Annotated in this window: 16 protein-coding genes; 10 read left to right on the plus strand and 6 right to left on the minus strand. The window is 49.1% G+C overall.

Going from position 1 to position 20,006, the window contains the following annotated elements; all coding sequences use genetic code 11:
- Positions 1–18: 18 nt before the first annotated feature.
- From HP572_RS01750 to HP572_RS01770, 5 genes are all read right to left on the minus strand, one after another.
- Positions 19–366 (minus strand): FMN-binding protein, encoded by a 348-nt coding sequence (locus tag HP572_RS01750; RefSeq protein WP_102118242.1) that lies wholly within the window; start codon positions 364–366, stop codon positions 19–21.
- A 46-nt stretch (positions 367–412) separates the two neighbouring features.
- On the minus strand, positions 413–1,789 hold the full coding sequence (locus HP572_RS01755) for an MFS transporter (RefSeq protein ID WP_240584616.1): 1,377 nt from the start codon (positions 1,787–1,789) through the stop codon (positions 413–415).
- Positions 1,790–2,752 carry a cytochrome c nitrite reductase subunit NrfD gene (nrfD, locus tag HP572_RS01760; RefSeq protein WP_240584617.1) on the minus strand — a complete coding sequence of 321 codons (963 nt, stop codon included), beginning with the start codon at positions 2,750–2,752 and terminating at the stop codon, positions 1,790–1,792. It abuts the gene before it with no gap.
- A complete protein-coding gene (locus HP572_RS01765) occupies positions 2,745–3,443 on the minus strand; it encodes a 4Fe-4S dicluster domain-containing protein (protein WP_205553106.1) in 699 nt (232 codons plus the stop codon). The genes nrfD and HP572_RS01765 overlap by 8 nt, the downstream gene beginning before the upstream one ends.
- Before the next feature lie 498 nt (positions 3,444–3,941).
- Positions 3,942–4,907 (minus strand): alpha/beta hydrolase, encoded by a 966-nt coding sequence (locus tag HP572_RS01770; RefSeq protein WP_240584618.1) that lies wholly within the window; start codon positions 4,905–4,907, stop codon positions 3,942–3,944.
- 277 nt (positions 4,908–5,184) lie between these two features.
- On the opposite strand from HP572_RS01770, the gene HP572_RS01775 reads away from it, so the two are divergent.
- The 10 genes from HP572_RS01775 (at position 5,185) to HP572_RS01820 (ending at position 17,437) form a co-directional block, all read left to right on the plus strand.
- A complete protein-coding gene (locus HP572_RS01775; RefSeq protein WP_039312577.1) occupies positions 5,185–6,087 on the plus strand; it encodes a LysR family transcriptional regulator in 903 nt (300 codons plus the stop codon).
- 291 nt (positions 6,088–6,378) lie between these two features.
- On the plus strand, positions 6,379–7,593 hold the full coding sequence (gene manD / locus HP572_RS01780) for a D-mannonate dehydratase ManD (RefSeq protein ID WP_039283781.1): 1,215 nt from the start codon (positions 6,379–6,381) through the stop codon (positions 7,591–7,593).
- Between the two features lie 29 nt (positions 7,594–7,622).
- A complete protein-coding gene (locus tag HP572_RS01785) occupies positions 7,623–8,645 on the plus strand; it encodes a Zn-dependent oxidoreductase (RefSeq protein WP_127157558.1) in 1,023 nt (340 codons plus the stop codon).
- Between the two features lie 201 nt (positions 8,646–8,846).
- A complete protein-coding gene (locus HP572_RS01790) occupies positions 8,847–10,217 on the plus strand; it encodes an MFS transporter (RefSeq protein WP_240584619.1) in 1,371 nt (456 codons plus the stop codon).
- A gap of 198 nt (positions 10,218–10,415) precedes the next feature.
- Positions 10,416–11,882: a mannitol dehydrogenase family protein gene (locus HP572_RS01795; protein WP_240584620.1), complete on the plus strand. Its 1,467-nt coding sequence runs from the start codon at positions 10,416–10,418 to the stop codon at positions 11,880–11,882.
- Between the two features lie 461 nt (positions 11,883–12,343).
- Positions 12,344–13,369 (plus strand): 3-dehydro-L-gulonate 2-dehydrogenase, encoded by a 1,026-nt coding sequence (gene yiaK, locus HP572_RS01800; protein ID WP_205553283.1) that lies wholly within the window; start codon positions 12,344–12,346, stop codon positions 13,367–13,369.
- A 221-nt stretch (positions 13,370–13,590) separates the two neighbouring features.
- Entirely contained in the window at positions 13,591–14,619 is a 1,029-nt protein-coding gene (locus tag HP572_RS01805) for a C4-dicarboxylate TRAP transporter substrate-binding protein (RefSeq protein ID WP_240584621.1), read from the plus strand.
- Between the two features lie 64 nt (positions 14,620–14,683).
- Positions 14,684–15,163, plus strand: a complete 480-nt coding sequence (locus HP572_RS01810) for a TRAP transporter small permease (RefSeq protein WP_240584622.1) — start codon at positions 14,684–14,686, stop codon at positions 15,161–15,163.
- Complete coding sequence (locus HP572_RS01815; RefSeq protein WP_010282701.1) at positions 15,160–16,443, plus strand: TRAP transporter large permease; 1,284 nt, start codon at positions 15,160–15,162, stop codon at positions 16,441–16,443. The genes HP572_RS01810 and HP572_RS01815 overlap by 4 nt, the downstream gene beginning before the upstream one ends.
- A gap of 307 nt (positions 16,444–16,750) precedes the next feature.
- On the plus strand, positions 16,751–17,437 hold the full coding sequence (locus HP572_RS01820; protein ID WP_010282703.1) for a GntR family transcriptional regulator: 687 nt from the start codon (positions 16,751–16,753) through the stop codon (positions 17,435–17,437).
- A 67-nt stretch (positions 17,438–17,504) separates the two neighbouring features.
- Here the strand turns inward: HP572_RS01820 and HP572_RS01825 are convergent, their stop codons facing one another.
- On the minus strand, positions 17,505–19,736 hold the full coding sequence (locus HP572_RS01825; protein ID WP_240584623.1) for a LamG-like jellyroll fold domain-containing protein: 2,232 nt from the start codon (positions 19,734–19,736) through the stop codon (positions 17,505–17,507).
- Between the last annotated feature and the right edge of the window lie 270 nt (positions 19,737–20,006).

A 20,006-nucleotide genomic window follows, 5' to 3' on the forward strand; every position in this document is an offset into this window, starting at 1 on the left:
CGTGGAGAACCAACGGGATTAATTCGCTTTAGCCTGTGAGTACGCGTCTTCTGCTGCTTCTTTCACCGCACCGCTGGTCATCGTGGCACCGGACACGCCATCAACCTGAATGCTCTGTTTTTCGGTCATGGTTTTTGCGAGTTCTATAGCTGCTTCCCCGCCGACTTCCGGCGTTTCTTCCGGGGCATCAATCGTCGATTTAAGGACTTTCCCCTGCGCATCGATATCGAGCGTAACGGTGACGTCCCCGCCGATACCCTGTCTCGCGGCGGAATAGGTGCCAGCTTTAAAATTCCCTTCTTGCGCAACCGCGGTTCCCATTGCGAATAACAGGCAGAGTGGAAGGATTCCTGAGCAGATTTTCATATCAATAGTTCCAGTAGTTTTTGAATGAATACGGTGAGTCACAAATTTATCTCCCATGAATAAAGTGATAGCCGTCGTCGTTATTGAGGGGCTTGAATATCAGGCAGCAAATGGGTAAGCCAATGCCGAGTAATAAAAACAACAGGCTGAAAGGGTTAAGGTTGAAGAGAATTTCAAACTGAGAAAGAAAGCGTAATATCGGAAACGTCAGCGTCATACTGAGCATGACGGAAAGTAATTGGCTAATGGTCAGCAGGTTATTACCGCTGTGGTACGTGCTGTTATTCAGGTTGCTAAAGGCCAGCGTGCCTGCTGCTGAATATAAGGTTGAAATCAGCACGCCTAACAGCAGGGCGATGATGCCGATGAGCAGCATCGATTTCTCTTGTACGGCGACGCTCAGGGCGAGGATACACAGCGACGTGATGCTGGTTGTCAGCATCAACAGCCGACGGTAGCCAATACGCTTGACCAATGGTTCGAACAGCAGTTTTGACAGCAGTGCGCCGCTGGAAAAGAGCAGCAGAACCAGGCTGGTTTCCGCGGGTTTACAGGCCAGCGTCGTTTGCAGCATTAACGACAGCACGACGGGCGTCGATGCCAGTAATGTTCGCGTCGCGATGCCGCCAATAACGCCGACTGAAAAGGTTCTGATGCCAAACAGGGCGCGAGGGAATAATGCCGTTTCTGCAATGAGATGCTGCCGATAATAAATAAATACCAAGCCCAACATGCTACAAGACAGAAATAGCATGACGAACGTTGGCAATATATTTTTCGTAGCGGTGGTTAACATGAAGGCCACGAGAAATAACATCAAAATGGGAAAGACGACTTCATAGGCACCCGTGCGGGTTGTCTCTTTTATGGCAGCAACAGGAATATATTTAGTTGCCAGAAAAAAGCAGAGTAAAGCCAGCGGGATATTCACGAGGAAAATAGCCTGCCATGAGAGAAAACTAACCAGAATATTGCCGAAAACGGGGCCGATCAGGGTGCCGAGTAATCCCAATAAGGTCACCCGATTCAGGAAGCGTAATTTCAACTTCTGCGGCGTGGTGCGCAATATCACGGTTCTGATGATGGGCAGCATGAGCGCACCGCCGATGCCCTGAATAAAGCGGAAAACGCTTAAGCTGCCGAGTGTGGTTGCCGTCATGCACAGCAGCGAGCCGAGCGTGAAAATGGCCATCGCGATCTGGTAGGTTTTCCGTTCCCCTAGTCGTTCCGCCAGCCAGCTATTGGCCGGCGTAAATGCGACGACCGTGACAATATAGGCGATCACAATCGCTTCCATATGCAACACCGGCTGGTGTAGCGACTGCGCGATGGCAGGAATGGCGACATACACCATGGTGGTATCCAGGGATTGCATGAAAAAGGTAGCCGATGCAATCCAGAATAAGACCCATGACGTGTTCATTCAGGCCACCGTCATTTGTCCGGCATAAAGCACGAACAGTCGTAGCAGGAACACGCCGAACAGGCTCATGGTGGCTAATGTAATCAGCTGGCCTTTGCCGGAATGCGTGGAAGGCTTGCGCACCTGATTGGCAATGAATGGGATCACAATGCCGATGCCAATAATGCCAATCCAGAATACACCCCCCCAGAAACCCGACAGCGCGGTCTGCGCAGCGACAACCTTTTGCCCGCCGCCAAGCAGCAGCCCGATAAAGAACGCGAACAGCAGGAACAGTTCGGCGTACACCACTGGCGTTTCCACACGGTGGATGAAATGCAGGGAGTGTGAATGCCCCGACGTATTGCGCCCCCATGCACTGGCCAGCAGCATGACAGCAATGCCGGAGGTGGTGCCGGATACCAGAAACAGGACGGGCAGAACGGGGTTATTCAGTAACGGGAACGATTTCAGCGCGGACAGCAGGAAGCCGGTATAGCAGCCGAGCAGGATCGCCAGCACCAGCAGCAGGTTTTCAATCACCGTGGACTTTTTGACGATCATCGCCGTTAACTTACGCGCTCGCGCAGCCAGCGCGGGCCGGTGCCAGACGGTCTCAAGCTGCGTCAGCCATCCGTCGTGATAAAGCGTGATGATCCATAACAGCATCACGACGAAATACACCTGAAAGAGCATCACGCCAAGGGACATGATGGAGGTCGGGTTGTAAAAAATCATCAAATACCAGAAGGCTAGCGGTCGAGTCAGATGAAAAATCAGAATCACCAGCCCGAGGATCACGGCGAGCGGTGCCACGATGGCCGTGGCTTTGATGACGCGATTACTGCCGCGATATTCACTGGGAACGTAGTGTCTGAGGAGCATCGAGAGCGACACCATGCCCGCCGAAATGCCGACCAGAAGAAGATAAATGGCGATGGGCCAATCCCATACCAGCGTGTCGAACGTGAAGGCATTATGCATTGTCGATTTCTCCTCGTTTCCCCGGCATACGGTAGAGCTGGGGTTCAGTGCCCAAATAAACCTTGGAGCGGTAGGTCGCGTTGCTCGCGATCATCTTGGCAATGTTGCTTTCAGGATCGTTGAGATCGCCAAATACCAAGGCTTTGGTGGGGCAGATTTCGACGCAGGCGGGCTGCTTCCCGGCGGCCAGATTGGTTTCCCGACAAAAGTTACATTTGTCTGCCGTCTTCGTGACTGGGTTGATGAAACGTACGTGGTAAGGACACGCGGCAATGCAGTAGCGGCAGCCCACGCAGCGTTTATCGTTGACGTCGACGATACCGGTGAGCGCGTCTTTGAAGGAAGCTCCCGTTGGGCAGACCGCAACGCAGGGCGGATTCTCACAGTGCTGACAGGATTTACGGAAAAATTGCTTAATGGCGCGCGTCTTCTCGACGGCGGGAATATCGACGGTTTGCAGTATATCCAGTCGGGTTACGCCATCGGGTACGTTATTAGTCTCTTTACAGGCCTTGATACAGGCTTTGCAGCCGATACAGCGCATTTCGTTATGCAATAAGCCATATTTAACCGCTAATTTACCCTGCATTTTTTCGGGTTCATTTTGCGCTTGTGCGAGACCGATATGCCCACTAATAGCAATCGTACCTCCCATATAGGCAATAAAACGACGGCGAGATAATTCTTCCATATTATAAATCTTCACATTGGGGTGATAGCCGCGCGAACGCCAGATAGTAGTAATCCAGCAATAGCGTTAATATTTCGCAGTGTGGCGCTAATAGGGAATGATGCTTCATTATTACGATGAAAATAATAAGTAGGCCACGTTGTTATTGTGGTTTTATTGGAACATGGGAATTAAAGGGTAAGTGTGCGGTTGGTCACGTTTATTTTTTTGTATATCCGTATATAACAAATGTCGATTTGTTATAAATGCATTGTTATTTTTCTCGTTCGTTTAAGAAATTGTGTTTCTATTATATGGATGCAAATTGCTGTTTTTATTTCTGTGATAAAAACGAATAATTGATGTGTATCAGATTATCTATTTTTTATGTGAGTAATAAAATGGGGGGGAGTGGATAATGACTTTTTCCGTAACAAATAAAAAACGTTAGTGCATATTTAGCACTAACGTTTGTTTAACAAAATAATAGAGGGATATACTAAAAACCGTAAACGGGTATTAAGGTTTTAGGTGCTTATCAAGAAAGCGGACGGTAATCTGCATGATTTCCGGTTGCAGCCAATGCGGCCCGCCGTGCTCGGCACCTTTGACGCTGTAGTAGGTGGATTCGATATTTCTCGCCGTCAGAGCCTGATGCAGTCTCTCGGTCTGGCGTGGAGAAACCGAGGTATCGTTTGTGCCGTGCATAATCAGGAACGGAGGTGTGGTGCCGCTGATAAAGTTAATCGGGTTGGCCGCTGCGGCTTTATCGGGATAGCGAGTAATTGCGCCCCCTTCATTAAATACTGCGGTGCCGTTAACCCAGATAGCTTCTGTTGCGGAAGGTGATGCGTGTTTCTGAACGACATCGTCTGGGAAGCCTTCACCGACGAGCGTTAGGTCGGATAAGCCATAGAAATCAATGACAGCCTGGACATCACTGCTTTGGTCGAGGTGATCGCCTTTATCGTAGGCTTTTGAGCCATTTGTTACTCCGGAAAACGCCGCCAGATAGCCTCCTGCCGATGAACCGAAAACTGCGGCATGTTGGCCGTCGATACCAAATTTTTTCGCATTAGCGCGCAGATAGCGAATGGCGGACTTTACATCCTCTAGCGGCGAGGGGAAAAGCACGGTAGGCGCGACGCGGTATTCCATGCTGGCAACCACATAGCCCGCTTCGGCAATGCTAAGGCGCTGTTGCAGATAATTATCTTTATTGGCGTTAATGAAGCCGCCGCCGGTAATGAATAATACGACCGGAAGCGCGGTTTTAGATTCAGGCTGAAGGATATCCATTTTTAATGCGACGTTAGGGTAGCCGCGCATCGATACCTGAGAATAAACGACGTCAGAGATTAATTTCACCGAGGTGGTTTCCTGCTTTACGGTGATTTCATGTTGGTTTTGTGCCGCGTTGATTGCGGTGGAACTCATCATCGTCAGTGAGGCTAATACTATTTTGGCTGTTTTCGGATAGTGCATACTTTCAGTCCTTTGTTAGAAGCATGTAAATCAGAGAGGTTTGTGAAGAACGATGTTGTGTTTGTAAAAACAATATTAAAAAATCTTTAATAATATGGAGTGGGCTGTCTTAAGTTAATGAATTATTTCCTCCTTGATAATAAGTTGACTATATCTACCATTAACGCTATTTCTCATGAATTAAATGTGCATCTAATCACATTTGATTATTTACAGGCCCCTATAATTGTTATTATGGGTGGTTATAAACGAGACAGTTGATGCGTAATATAAAACAATGTTCAGTATAAAGCGTGTGATTTATTATCAGGAACTCATCCGGGTCGGGAGTTTCACTAAAGCGGCGAAGGCGCTGAATATCTCTCAGGCTTTCTTGTCGCAGGAGATCGCGCGGCTGGAACTTGAAACGGAAAGAAAACTGATTAACCGAACCACCCGGCAGTTTTCTCTGACGCCCTTCGGGAAGATCTTTGCTGACAAAATTCAGGGGATGATTAAAGAACATTATGAGCTGGAGCAGTTCGTCAGCAGCTATGAGGAAAGCACGGATGGCGCGCTGCTGGTTGGCGTGATCCCGATTTTTAATCGTCTGGCTCACTACAATATGTTTAACCTGTTTCAGAAAGCCTATCCCAATATCGATATCTCTTTTATTGACGGCGTCAGCACCGATTTACTGGAAAGGGTGCGCAATGGTGAAATCCACCTGTCTTTCTCGACACCTTTTGATGAGTACCTGAACGATCCGCTGTTTCATCACACCATTTGTCAGATCGATGACATTGTTGCGGTGATGGCAAGATCGCACCCGCTTGCCGACAGCAAGACGCTCAGCTTGCCGCAGATGGTCAAAGAAAAGCTGATCGTGCCGCAGAAAGGGACGGGGGAGCATGCCGCGGTTTCCAAATCCTTCACTCAACAGGGCATCAACCCAAGCTATTTTCGCGAATGCAGCAACATGGACATCATTATGGATCTGGTGATTAACCTGTCCGGCGTGGTCTTTCTCTGTTCGTCTGTCGCGAAAAGCCTGACCGCTTACGACGTCGCGGTTATTCCGCTGGAAGAGCAACTGAAAAGGACTTTCGCCATTAGCTATCTAAAGCGCAGCACGAACATTCCCATGGTGCGGCTGTTTCTGGATTTCCTGCAAGACTACAACAGCGAGTCCGTCCGGTAGGGGCTTTCCCTTGTTTGGGAGGTGCAGATAGCCAGCGCATGTACCGCAACGGAGAACATGTTCCGCGTGCGTCCAATTCCTGATGCATTGACCGCGTAAGCCGCCGCCTGCCTCTTATTTCCTTACGTTTTATCCCCTCGATGCACCTCGGTTTCTCTTCCCGATCTTCATGGCTTTTAGATAAATGTTGCAAATGTGAATAAATGTGAGGTGATTCAAATTATCTCGATTAATATACTTGTATGGTAGTCAGCATAAACGAATGGCTACATGCACAGAAGGATAAGTAACGTGAAGATTGTCAGCGCTGAAGTGTTTGTCACCTGCCCGGGGCGAAACTTTGTCACCCTGAAAATTACGACAGATAGCGGATTAACCGGCCTCGGCGATGCGACGCTCAACGGGCGTGAGTTGCCGGTCGCCTCTTACCTCAAAGATCATGTGTGTCCGCAGCTGATTGGCCGCGATGCGCACCAGATCGAAGATATTTGGCAGTATTTCTATAAAGGCGCGTACTGGCGTCGTGGCCCGGTGACGATGTCCGCGATTTCGGCAGTCGACACCGCGCTGTGGGACATCAAGGCCAAAGCTGCCAACATGCCGCTCTACCAACTGCTGGGCGGCGCATCACGCACGGGCGTGATGGTGTATTGCCACACCACGGGCCACTCGATTGATGAAGTGCTGGACGATTACGCCAAGCATCGCGATGAGGGTTTCAAGGCGATTCGCGTACAGTGCGGCGTGCCGGGTATGAAAACCACCTACGGTATGGCGAAAGGCAAAGGGCTGGCGTATGAGCCGGCGACGAAAGGCAACTTGCCAGAAGAGCAACTGTGGTCGACGGAAAAATACCTCGATTTCACGCCGAAGCTGTTTGAAGCGGTGCGCGACAAGTTTGGCTTCAACGAGCACATGCTGCACGACATGCACCACCGCCTGACGCCGATTGAAGCGGCGCGCTTTGGTAAAAGCATTGAAGACTATCGTCTGTTCTGGATGGAAGATCCAACGCCTGCGGAAAACCAGGAGTGCTTCCGTTTAATCCGCCAGCACACGGTTACGCCGATTGCGGTGGGTGAAGTCTTTAACAGCATCTGGGATTGCAAACAGCTGATCGAAGAACAGCTCATCGACTACATCCGTACCACGATTACCCATGCGGGCGGGATCACTGGCATGCGTCGCATCGCCGACTTTGCCTCGCTCTATCAGGTGCGCACCGGTTCACACGGGCCGTCGGATCTGTCGCCTATCTGCATGGCGGCGGCGCTGCACTTTGACCTCTGGGTACCAAACTTCGGCGTACAGGAATACATGGGTTATTCGGAGCAAATGCTGGAAGTGTTCCCACATAACTGGACGTTCGATAACGGCTACATGCACCCAGGCGAAAAACCGGGGTTAGGCATTGAGTTTGATGAAAAGCTGGCGGCCAAATACCCCTATGACCCCGCTTATCTGCCGGTTGCCCGTCTGGAAGACGGCACGTTGTGGAACTGGTAAGAGTGGAATAGGTAATCAGAGGCCAAAATATGAAAAGCATTGTGATACAGCAGCCGAATTCGCTGGTGATTGAAGAACGTCCTATTCCGCAGCCAGCGGCAGGTGAAGTTCGGGTGAAGGTAAAGCTGGCAGGCATCTGTGGCTCGGACAGCCACATCTATCGCGGGCATAACCCTTTTGCTAAATATCCGCGCGTGATCGGGCATGAATTCTTCGGCGTGATTGAGGCGGTCGGTGAGGGCGTGGAGGCATCCCGTCTGGGCGAACGCGTCTCGGTCGACCCGGTAGTGAGCTGCGGCCACTGCTACCCTTGCTCAATCGGCAAGCCGAACGTCTGTACTTCGCTGGTGGTGCTGGGTGTGCATCGCGACGGCGGGTTCAGCGAGTACGCTGCCGTACCGGCGAAGAACGCGCACATCATCCCGGATGAGATCCCTGATGAGTTCGCCGTGATGGTCGAGCCCTTCACGATTTCCGCCAACGTGACCGCACAGGTGAAGCCGACAGAGCAGGATGTCGCCCTGATTTATGGTGCGGGACCGATGGGGTTGACCTCGGTTCAGGTACTGAAAGGCGTGTTCAACGTGAAGGAAGTCATCGTCGTCGATCGCATTCCTGAACGTCTGGATATGGCATTACGTAGCGGAGCGGACAGGGTTATCAACAACGCCTCGCTGTCATTAAAAGATGAGCTGGACGCGCTGAATATCAAGCCTACGCTGATTGTTGATGCTGCCTGCCATCCGTCTATTTTGCAGGAAGCGATTACGATTGCTTCTCCTGCGGCACGTATCGCCATCATGGGCTTTTCCAGCGAACCTTGTCAGGTCAGCCAACAGGGAATCACCAGCAAAGAGATCTCCATTTTCTCATCGCGCTTGAATGCCAACAAATTCCCTATCGTAATTGAGTGGCTGAAAGCGAAACGTATCGATCCGGCCAAACTGATTACCCATCGGTTTGATTATCAGCAGGTGGTACAGGCGATTGAGGTCTTTGAAAAAGATCAAAAACGCTGCTGTAAAGTCCTGCTGACGTTTAATGATGAATGACACGTTATTAACAACAAGGGATATATAAAAGGAAAAACTATATCGACTACAGAATAATATAATGATTCCTTTGAAGTAATTATTTCTCTCTTAATCACTCCAGACCATCAATAACGGGCTGGAGTGGATTGCGACACCATGATGAACGGTAATTTTACTTACTGTGCTCTACCATAATTACAAATCGTCGAGAGTATATATATGAATACGCAGATCGCATCTGGACAAGATAAGCCTGTAAGAAGTACCTCTGATTTAGTCAAGGCGGCGGTGTCCGGCTGGCTGGGCACCGCATTAGAATTTATGGATTTCCAACTGTATTCGCTCGGTGCGGCATTGGTCTTCCATGAAATATTCTTCCCTGAACAATCGGCGGCGATGGCGCTGATTCTGGCAATGGGAACCTACGGCGCAGGTTATGTCGCACGTATCGTCGGTGCCTTTATTTTCGGCCGGATGGGGGACTCCATCGGTAGAAAGAAAGTGCTCTTTATCACCATTACCATGATGGGGATCTGTACCACGTTAATTGGCGTGCTACCAACCTACGCACAGATTGGTATTTTCGCGCCCATCTTGCTGGTGACCTTGCGTATCGTGCAGGGGTTAGGGGCGGGTGCCGAGATTTCCGGTGCCGGTACCATGCTGGCTGAATACGCGCCGAAAGGAAAACGCGGGATTATTTCCTCACTGGTTGCAATGGGCACCAACTGCGGCACGCTCAGCGCCACGGCTATCTGGGCCGTCATGTTTTTTGCCCTCTCGAGAGAAGAGTTACTAGCGTGGGGCTGGCGTGTACCGTTCCTGGCCAGCGTAGTCGTGATGATCTTCGCGATCTGGCTGCGTATGAACCTGAAAGAAAGCCCGGTTTTTGAAAAAGTGAGTAATGATGTCTCTGATACTGAAGAGCCGTCACCTGCTCTGGTGGTTGAGCAAAGCGAGCAAAAATCAGTACTGTCCATGTTCAAAAGCAAGGCGTTTTGGCTGGCGACAGGATTACGTTTCGGACAGGCAGGAAATTCAGGATTAATTCAGACTTTCCTCGCGGGATATTTAGTTCAAACGCTGTTGTTCAATAAATCTATTCCGACCGATGCATTGATGATCAGCTCCATTATTGGTTTTATCACCATTCCATTATTAGGATGGCTCTCGGATAAAATTGGTCGCCGCGTACCGTATATTATTCTGAATATCTCGGCGATATTGTTAGCCTACCCAATGCTCTCTCTTATCGTTGATAAAGAGAATAGCGTTAACGTAATTGTCGTCAGCATTATCATTATTCATAACTTCGCGGTACTGGGATTATTTGCGCTGGAAAATATCACGATGGCGGAAATATTCGGTGGACGCAGCCGCTTTACGCAAATGGCGATTGCCAAAGAAACGGGTGGTCTGGTTGCCGTTGGTTTTGGTCCGGTGTTAGCAGGTATTTTCTGCAACATGACCGGTTCCTGGTGGCCGATTGTCGTGATGATGATTGCTTACTCAGTGATTGGTTTATTCGCGGCTATCTGTATGCCGGAAGTGAAAGACCGTGACTTGGATGCATTAGACGACGCGGTATAACAGAACACCACAGCGCTCCTGTTTGCGGAGCGAAAACGGGGGTAATGGGATAGAAGAGTAAAGCGTTTGCGCCATGGATGGCGCAATCCGAGCGTACAGGGATGTATTCACAGCGTCTTTACGATCTACCCATTATCCCCGTTCCTCTCAGGTTTCCAGCAGTTGACGTATTTTTTGAATCACCTATCAGGGATAACGATGAGTATCAGTGAATTTTCCACTCTTAAATCGCAGGTTGTGGTGCCGCGTTACAACCGCAGCCAGCTAAAAACACGTATTGCGCATATTGGCTTTGGCGCATTTCACCGGGCGCATCAGGCGGTCTGTGCCGATAAGCTGGCGGCGGATCACGGTAGCGACTGGGGCTATTGCGAAATCAACCTGATTGGCGGCGAGCAGCAGATTGAAGCCATTCGCCAGCAGGATTTACTGTGGTCGGTTTCCGAAATGGCGGACAGCGGCTGGAATAGCCGGGTCATCGGCGTAGCGACCAGCGCGCTGCATGCGGAAGTCGAAGGCATCGAGGCGGTGCTGGAAGCGCTAAGCGCGCCGGATATCGCCATCGTATCGATTACCGTCACGGAGAAAGGCTATTGCCACCATCCGGCGACGGGGCAGTTAAATAGTGAACATCCGCTGATTTGCCACGATCTGGGGTTACCCGCAGAACCACGCTCCCTGCCCGGTGTGATTCTGGCTGCGATCAAACGCAGACGGGAACGCCAGCTACCGGCATTCAGCGTGATGTCCTGCGACAATATGCCGGAAAACGGGCACGTCACGCGCAACGTGATCGTGCAACTGGCCGAGCTGCAGGATATCGAACTGGCGCGCTGGATTGAACAGCACGTCACCTTTCCGTCCACGATGGTGGACAGGATTGTTCCGGCTATCACCGAGGAAACGTTGGAGACAATTCAGGGACTGCTGGGCGTAGGCGATCCCGCGGGGATCGCCTGTGAACCATTCTTCCAATGGGTGGTTGAAGATAACTTCGTCAACGGCCGTCCTGCATGGGAAAAAGCCGGCGCGGAGCTGGTACAGGATGTCCTGCCGTTTGAGGAAATGAAGCTGCGTATGCTGAACGGCAGCCACTCGTTTCTGGCGTATCTGGGCTACCTGGCTGGCTACCAGCATATCAGCGAGTGCATGCAGGATAGCGACCTGGTCGCGGTGGCACATCATCTGATGCTGCGTGAACAGGCTCCGACGCTGCGTACACAGGGTGTCGATCTCGCCGCCTATGCGGATGCGCTGCTCGATCGCTATCGTAACCGTGCGTTAAAGCACCGCACCTGGCAGATTGCGATGGACGGTTCGCAAAAACTGCCACAGCGGATGCTGGACTCGATCCGCTGGCATCTGGCACGCGGCAGCCGTTTTGATGCGCTGGCGCTCGGCGTGGCGGGATGGATGCGCTATGTGGGCGGCGTGGATGAGCAAGGAAAACCGATTGAAATTAGCGATCCGCTGAAAGATCTGATCGCTGAAACGGTGCAACGCAGCCCAGAAGGTGAAAGCCGAGTCGCGGCACTGCTGGCGCTGACGGCGATTTTTGGTGAGGACTTACCGAAGAACCCTGTCTTTGTCGATGCGGTGACGCAGCATTATCTGACGTTGCTAGAAAAAGGCGTGAAAGGGACGTTACAGGCAATGGACTGGTAATTTCAAAACCGATCGCGTTGGCTATGTTTGTGACCATACAGGGCAAGGGAAATACGGATGGCCCCTTGTCCTGCAATATCTCTATCTCACCGCAACAGGATTGCGGTAACCATGACACCTGCCATATTACGTTGAAGATCAACTAAAAAGGACTTTCACCATTAGCGCTCTGAAGCACAGCGTTAATGTTCCTATGGTTCGCCTGCCACATCCTCTTTTCCCTCTTGATGCATTCCTGTTCCTCCTTCTGCTATTTATGATTTTTCGATAAATGTTGCAAATGTTAATAAATGTGAGGTGATTCAAGTTATCACTATTGGTGTACTTGTATGGTAGTAGGTAATGGCGGATAAATGAGCTAAGTTGAACAGGTGCCAAAAAGTTGCTGCGAAGTGCTGGTAGATATTCAGTCATGATGATGTCCATCGTGGAATGTTGGTCTTAGAAATGAGATGAAAAATATGCAAAGAATTAGTTTTGATGTCATGAAAGAGACTGTAAAGAAGGCATTTTTGAACGCGGGATTAAGCGAGAAAAAAGCGGATGTTTGCGCACAGATTCATACAGAATCCAGTTGTGATGGGGTTTATTCGCACGGCTTAAACCGCGTATCCCGGTTTATTGACTATGTCAAAAAAGGTTGGATCGATATTCAGGCTGAGCCCACTCAGGTCAAATCATTAGGTGTGATTCAGATCTATGACGGTAATCAGGGGATTGGTGTCACCAACGCCTTGTTTGCGGTTGAAAAAGCAGCGGAGATAGCGCGTGAAAATGGCATAGGGATTGTTGCTTTACGCAATACTACCCACTGGATGCGTGGAGGCGCGTACGGCTGGAAAGCCGCGGAACAAGGTCTTGCCGCAATGTGTTGGACGAATACGGAATCGTGTATGCCTGCGTGGGGGGCTAAAAATACCCGCTTAGGTAACAACCCTTTTGTGATGGCGGTGCCGAGAGAAAAAGGGCCGATCGTATTAGATATGGCGATGTCGCAGTACTCATACGGCAAATTACAGGTTACGCGGCTTAAAAACGAACGTCTGCCTTTCCCTGGCGGTTTTGATCAGCAGGGAAATTTAACCGATGAACCGGGGCCAATTGAACAATCTATGCGCATCCTTCCAACCGGATACTGGAAAGGTTCGGGGCTGGCCGTTTTGTTAGATGCGATGGCGGCGTTACTGTCCGCAGGCCATCCGACAAATGAGATTGATAAAATTGGTAAAGGCAGTTGCACCGGAGCCAGTCAGATTTTTATTGTTTTCGATCCAGCCCAGCTTGGCGGCAGTGAATTTAGCGAGCGTATGGCTGACAGCGTGGCGGATTATGTCAAGACATCGACGCAGGCAGAAGGTCAAACAGAGGTTTATTATCCCGGAGAACATTCAGCTAAAAATCGGCAAGAGAATCTTGTCAAAGGCATCCCTGTTGATGATGGCGTATGGGCTGAAGTCGTGGAGCTGGCACAAGAAGTGAAAAGATGATCATTGGTAATATTCTGCAATGCGATAGAGGCGGCGCTGAGTGACCTGAGATAATGATTAAATAATGTTTGACTAATGGGTAAGGTCAATAAACCGTTAGTGATGATGTAAATAGTCTATTTTTCTGATAACTGAGAAGTGGGGGATTTAATTTCGATGTGTTGAATTAGCGTATCTAGTATTTTTACATTCATGATTTTTCCTTCGGAGAATAGAAAGATATGTCAAAATATACCTTAACTTTCGAAAGGAAGTATTTTTATGCTTTAACACCGAGGATATGCAGAAAAATAGCACTTGCCTCATTACTTTCGCTTTTTACCTTATCTTCCGTTGCCGCCAAAACATATGATTTCAACCTGAGCACTGCGTTAGCTCCGGATGATCCTGTTTATGCTGGATTTAAGGAATTTAAGAAAAACGTTGAAAAACGCACTGATAAAAAAGTGCGTGTGAGGTTATTTCCTAGCGGTCAGTTGGGAGCCGATGGTGAATTAATTCAGCAGGCTCAAGTTGGAAGTAATGTTGGCGTTCTCACTGATGGCGGTAGACTGGCGCAATTTGTGCCAGAATTGGCAATACTGAATGCCCCCTTCTTATTGTCAAATTATGAGCAAGCTTCGAAATTTGTCACAACACCCATATTTAAAGAATGGGAATCGCAGTTACAGGGCAAATCGGGCTTGGTCAGCCTCTCGTTCAATTGGTATCAAGGTTCTCGTATGATGATTACGAAAAAACCTTTCACCCAGCCAGCCGATTTAAAAGGTGTCAGAGTAAGGGTACCTGATGCGCCTATCGTTATTGAAACAATCAACTGCATGGGAGCATCACCAACGCCAATGGCTTGGTCCGAAGTGTATTCCGCCATTCAGACGGGCGTAGTGGATGCTGCCGAGGCGCACCTAACGGCGTTATACGGTTCCAAGCTTAATGAGGTCGCTAAATATATTACTAAAACCAACCACTACCACTTAATGACGTCGATTATTGTTGGGAGTAAATGGTTTGACCAACTTCCTGCCGAATATCAGAAGATTCTTCATGAAGAATCTTATAATGCCGGTGCATTCGCATCCCAAAAAATTATAGAGCAAAGTGCAGCCGTTTTAGAAAAAATGTCCAAAAGTGGCGTAAAAGTGGAAGAAATCGATCTCACTCCCTTTATAACCGCCTGTGCAAATGTACCTGCTAAACTTGGATTGGAAACCGCTCGTGACAGCCTTAAAACAGCGTTGGACACCAAATAAATTAGCTTGATTACCTCTGTGCCGATCCCGCCTTTTCGGCGGGACGTTGTGTGAGATATTTCAGATGAAAACACTGATTAAAATAGAAATAGCCATTGCAAAGATTATGTTTATCATCATGGTGATACTTATTCTGGTCGCGGCTATTGGACGAGCAGTGGGGTATCCACTGATATGGTCTATAGAGATATCAATGGTTTTATTCGCTTGGGTAAGTATGTTCTCTATCCATTATGCTCAAGCCAATCAACGTAATATGGGAATTGATTTTTTATCTAAGCGGTTACCTGAGAAAGTCCAAACTGGAATAGATTATATTAATAGAATTTTGATTATCTTATTTCTTGGTTTTGGAACTTACTCTGGATATCTTTTTACCTGGGATACACGAGCACATGTATTACCCATTTCAGAATTAAATCATGTTTTTTTAAGTGCGGCAGTTCCGACAGGGTGTTTGCTAATGATATTGACCTGTGTTGAGCAACTGATTGATAAAGTTAATACCCGTCGAGCATTATCTATTAGAGGGGATTTACCATGATATGGTTGACCGGTGTATTATTCGTCGTTTTCATGCTGATGGGCATGCCGGTAGGATTTGTCATTGCCATATCAAGCCTGGCCTATTTCTTCACGTCTGATTTTCTCCCTCTTGGTATCGCTTTTCAAAAGTTTGCCGCTCCGACACAGTCATTTCCGATGATTGCTGTCCCTTTGTTTATCTTGGTTGGAAATTTACTGACGCGAACAGGCATTACAGAGCGTTTATTGGATTTTGCGCGTTTACTGACTGGCTGGATGATCGGAGGATTAGCGCAAATTAACGTATTACTCGCGATGCTTATGGGGGGCGTTGCTGGTTCGGCAGTCGCTGATGCGTCAATGCAGTCACGTATGCTCGGTTTCTCTATGATTGAGCGGGGCTACCCACGGGCTTACACGGCTGTCGTTATCGCTTTTGCGTCATTGATCACGGCTACATTACCTCCAAGCATCCTGTTAATTTTGTTTGGATTTGTGGGCAATGTCTCTATCGGTAAATTATTCCTCGCTGGCATTATCCCCGGTTTTTTACTGACGATAACCCTGATGATAACGAATTACATCATGGCTCGTCGTATGAAAATCCCACCAGAAACATTGTCAAAGCCGACGTTCAAAGAGGTTGTGGTTAGTTTTCGTCGCGGTTTTTGGGCGTTGATGTTCCCAGTCATTCTCATCGTAGTGATTCGTTTAGGGCTGTTTACTACTTCAGAAGCGGGGGCATTTATCGTTCTCTACGCCATTATTATTGGTGGTCTGGTTTATAAGGAACTCACGTGGCAAGGGATGCTTGAGACATTGACTGAAACGCTAAGCGATCTGGGTATTGTCATGCTTTTGGTTATGGCTGCCTTTATTCTGGGACATATCAGCGTATTGGATCAATTGCCTCAGGCAATGACTGAAATCATTACCGATTTTACAGAAAGCCCTACTGGTATCATGCTACTGATTTTTGCCTTGGTACTCATTATTGGGATGGTTTTGGATGCCAGTCCTCTGGTATTGCTGTTGACGCCAATATTACTGCCCATCGTGACAGAAATAGGCTATGACCCCATTCATTTCGGCATTATGTTTATTACCTTAACGTTGTTGGGAGCGAATACGCCGCCGGTTGGTATTTGTATGTATACGGTCTGTGGTATTTTAAAATGTGACACAGTACATTTTATGAAAACTTCAGTACCGTATTTATTGGCATTCCTCATTTTCGTCGCGGTTCTCTTTTTATTTCCGCAAACGGTAATGTTCTTGCCTAATTTACTTATGCCATAGTTTGATAGTCGTTTAATATAGTGTGATAGTCGTTTAATTATGTATTTTTGAAATAGAGGATAAGCGTCTAAACCAGTCGAATACAGGCGGCAACTGAACGATATGCTCTTTGGGAACGTCCGGCTGCGGGTCTCCTGTGAAAGATATGCTGTTCCTCATTATCCCCAGCCACTGACTCATGTGAGTGGCTGGGGCGTGAGGTAAGCGAACAAACGTGCAGTTTGAGGTATGACAGACAAGTATGGCGGGTATAGTCCCTAATTAACATGTATCATAAACGGTAAATTTCTCGGGTAAGCACAACGGCATGGACACCTCTTTTCAGATCAACAACAACGAACCAGTCAACCAGCAAATTTATCGCGTACTGCGCAAAGACATTGTGGAATGCAATATTCCGCCGGGTAAGCTGCTGTCTGAAAAAGAAATTTCTGTGCGTTTTGACGTTTCCCGCCAGCCAGTCAGAGAGGCTTTTATCAAGCTGGCAGAGGCCGGACTGGTGCAGATCCTGCCGCAGCGCGGCACGTTTGTGATGAAGATCTCCGAGCAGCGCGTGGCAGATGCCCGCTTTATCCGCCAGGCTCTGGAATGTGCGATTGCGCGCCGGGCGGCAGAAATGGTGACAGAAGAACAGCTGCTGACGCTGGAGCATAACTTACGCCGTCAGGAACTGGCTGCGCAGAACGATCAGGTGCGCGAGTTTCTCAGCCTTGATGACAGTTTCCATCAGTTGCTGACGCAGATTGCCAACTGTCCGCTGGCGTGGGAAACCATCGAATCGATTAAAGCGACGATGGACCGCGTACGTTTTCTCAGCCTGAGCCAGGTTTCACCACCGCCCAGCCTGATTCAACAGCACTACCTGATTTTTAGCGCCCTGAAAGCGCGCGATCCTGATGCCGCGGAAAAAGCGATTCGTGAGCATTTGCAGGAAATGATCTATTCGATCACGCCGATTGCGCAACAGAATAGCGACTGGTTCGAGCACGCCTGATCCTTGTTTACTGGCTGCTATCACCGCATGAAATTTGATGTATTCATGCGGTGAGTGTTTACACTTCTTAACTGGATAACGCCGCAATTTCAGTGCTGCTCAAGGCACCTGCGTAAATTTTGAAATAATCATAGCGCCCCTTCATGTAGGGATCGGTCGGATATTGTGAACGGCCAAGGTAGGCGGCACTCAATTCACCGAGCTGGTAAGGCGCTAGTGTTAGAGTTTCACTCCGCACGACCTCTTTCCCGTCAATATACATAATCCCGATATTACCAGACTGGGCCAGTGCGACGGTGACCCAACGACCAACGGGGAATGTCTCGGTGGTGGGTTCAAACGCTTCCATCATGTAGCCATGCAAACTGGATGTTCTGAATGAGGGTTTACCCAGATTGCTGTAAGGCAATAGGGCGATCCAGCGTCGGGTGCCAGAACCCATATCGAAAATACGCGCCCAGGTGCGCTTGTCGTCAGCACAGAAGCGGGTAACGACGGTGAAATCACCTAAATTTTCCATCACTTTTCCGGGCAAGCTGACATGACCATCGACACCATCTAACACCAGCGCAACGCCAGCACCATCCGGCCCCGTTCCCCAACTGGCTCCGCCATGTAAGGTGCTGGCTTCCCATTTTCCTGTGTTGTCAGCCAGCGTGGTGCCTGAACCTTCGTTAAACGCCAGATGAAAAATTTCTTCTGTTTTTATCGCAACGCTCACGACATCAGAAGCCAGTGTTTCTCCACCATTCACCAGTGCTTTAACACGATAGGTGTAGCGGGATGCACTGGAGATAATATGCTGATCGGTATAGGTTAATAAGTCGGTAATGTTGTAAGCGATTGGGCTGAATGCCCCATTCGCCGAGGTTGAACGCTCAAGCGTATAGCTAGTGGCTCCGACGACGCCCCACCATGAAAGTTCGATACTGTCGCCACGGCGATAAGCGGTTAAGCCAGTTGGTTTCAGTGCTGAACTCTCGACGAGCAAATCGCGAGTGTACAATAGCGTGCCGTAGCCCGTACCATCGCCACCGCCACCATTCTCTGGTGTGATTTTCTGTACATACTTATAAACGTAGGGCGTCGCAATTCCTTTGCGTTTAGCGTAATGGTTGTAGATTGTTTCCCAGCACGGACGGTTATTTCCCTGGCTGACGGTGCCAAGCCCTTCCATCAGGCCATGGCGATTACGATAATTTTTCCACGGAACGGAAAGGAAACCGCCATTGCTATCAGACAGATTGGATTTCGCCACATATTCGGCACCGGCGAGGAAGCGGTTATTGGCATAACCGTAGATATCATCCCCCTGATTCCACGCCATTTCGCAGAATGCGACACCCAGACTCATACCCAACGTGGTGTGCCCCTGATCGCGGCCACTTTCTTGCCATTGCCCCAGATAGCCGGGGTGTAAATGTACAACGGCCTGCATTCCCGCCCCATTTCCCTGACCATACTTGTAGTAATCAATGGCTTCCTGATAGATATCAGGTCGGTCGCACAGCACGCCGATCGCCAAAATATTGGCAATCGCACACTGATCCCAGTTCGCCCAGTAGTTCGTAATCTCTGCACCGTTGTGAACGTCTAAAAAATTACGCGACATCGGGTAGAAGATCGTCAGCATCATGTTTTGGAAATGCTCAAAATCGGTGCGCGCCCAGCCGGAGTAAGTACGCATAATCTCTGCGACGTTAGCGAATTGATAGCCATAGATACCGGCTGCTAACCAGCGGTCTGCGTTACCCGTGATGGTTTTCAGAGTAGAAGACCAGGCGTTGAGATACCTCAGGGCTTCATCGGCATAAGCCTTATCCTGCGTAATCTTCCAGCGTACCGCCAGACGGTAGGAGCGTTGCACATCGATATATAAAACCGGGAAGTTTTGTCCCTCGCCGCCGCGTACGAGATTATCGGTTGCGCGCGGATTCGCTCCCAACTGTGAATAGCCATCCTGTATGAACGGGGTCCAGGCATTTGTCCAGGGTTGTTCTTTTCTGGCAATTTTATCTCGGATGCGAGAAAAATCCTCTTCGGTATGTAATAGGCCGGGATGTGTGAAGATTCGTTCTTCGGCATAAATTGAGGGAGCAATCGCGCCCGTTGCGACTGCGGCGATGGCTCGGGTGAGGAAACTTCCTTTGAATTGGCCTAGCAATCCACTGAAAGCTGCACCCGCTCCGGCTTGCAAAAAGCGGCGGCGAGGTAACGACGCCGGTCTTGCTGCGTCCGTATGTGAGCCCGTGGATGTGTTTGCATGATCGTTGTCCGTCTGTTGTGCTATTTTTTTCATGGTGTTTTAACTTCCCTATTTATGTGTGTTCAATCATTTCACCGATGATCAACACTGCACCGGTTTTTCCATAACCTGTCGATGATCAGGCCACGAGAAAAAGGGCTGCGAGATTTCATCGTTGCTCTGTGCTCGTGTTTTTTGGGCGGTATTGCCATGCCGAATATCGAAAATAAGGCTTTCTTTATTGATGTGTCGAGGGAAATCGTGCTGGATAGTTTTTGCACTAGCTGGTGGGCTAGTCTGGGAGTAGCTCATTGATTTTTCTTA

This window comes from Pectobacterium sp. PL64, assembly GCF_022477975.1.
Lineage (GTDB): Bacteria > Pseudomonadota > Gammaproteobacteria > Enterobacterales > Enterobacteriaceae > Pectobacterium > Pectobacterium jejuense.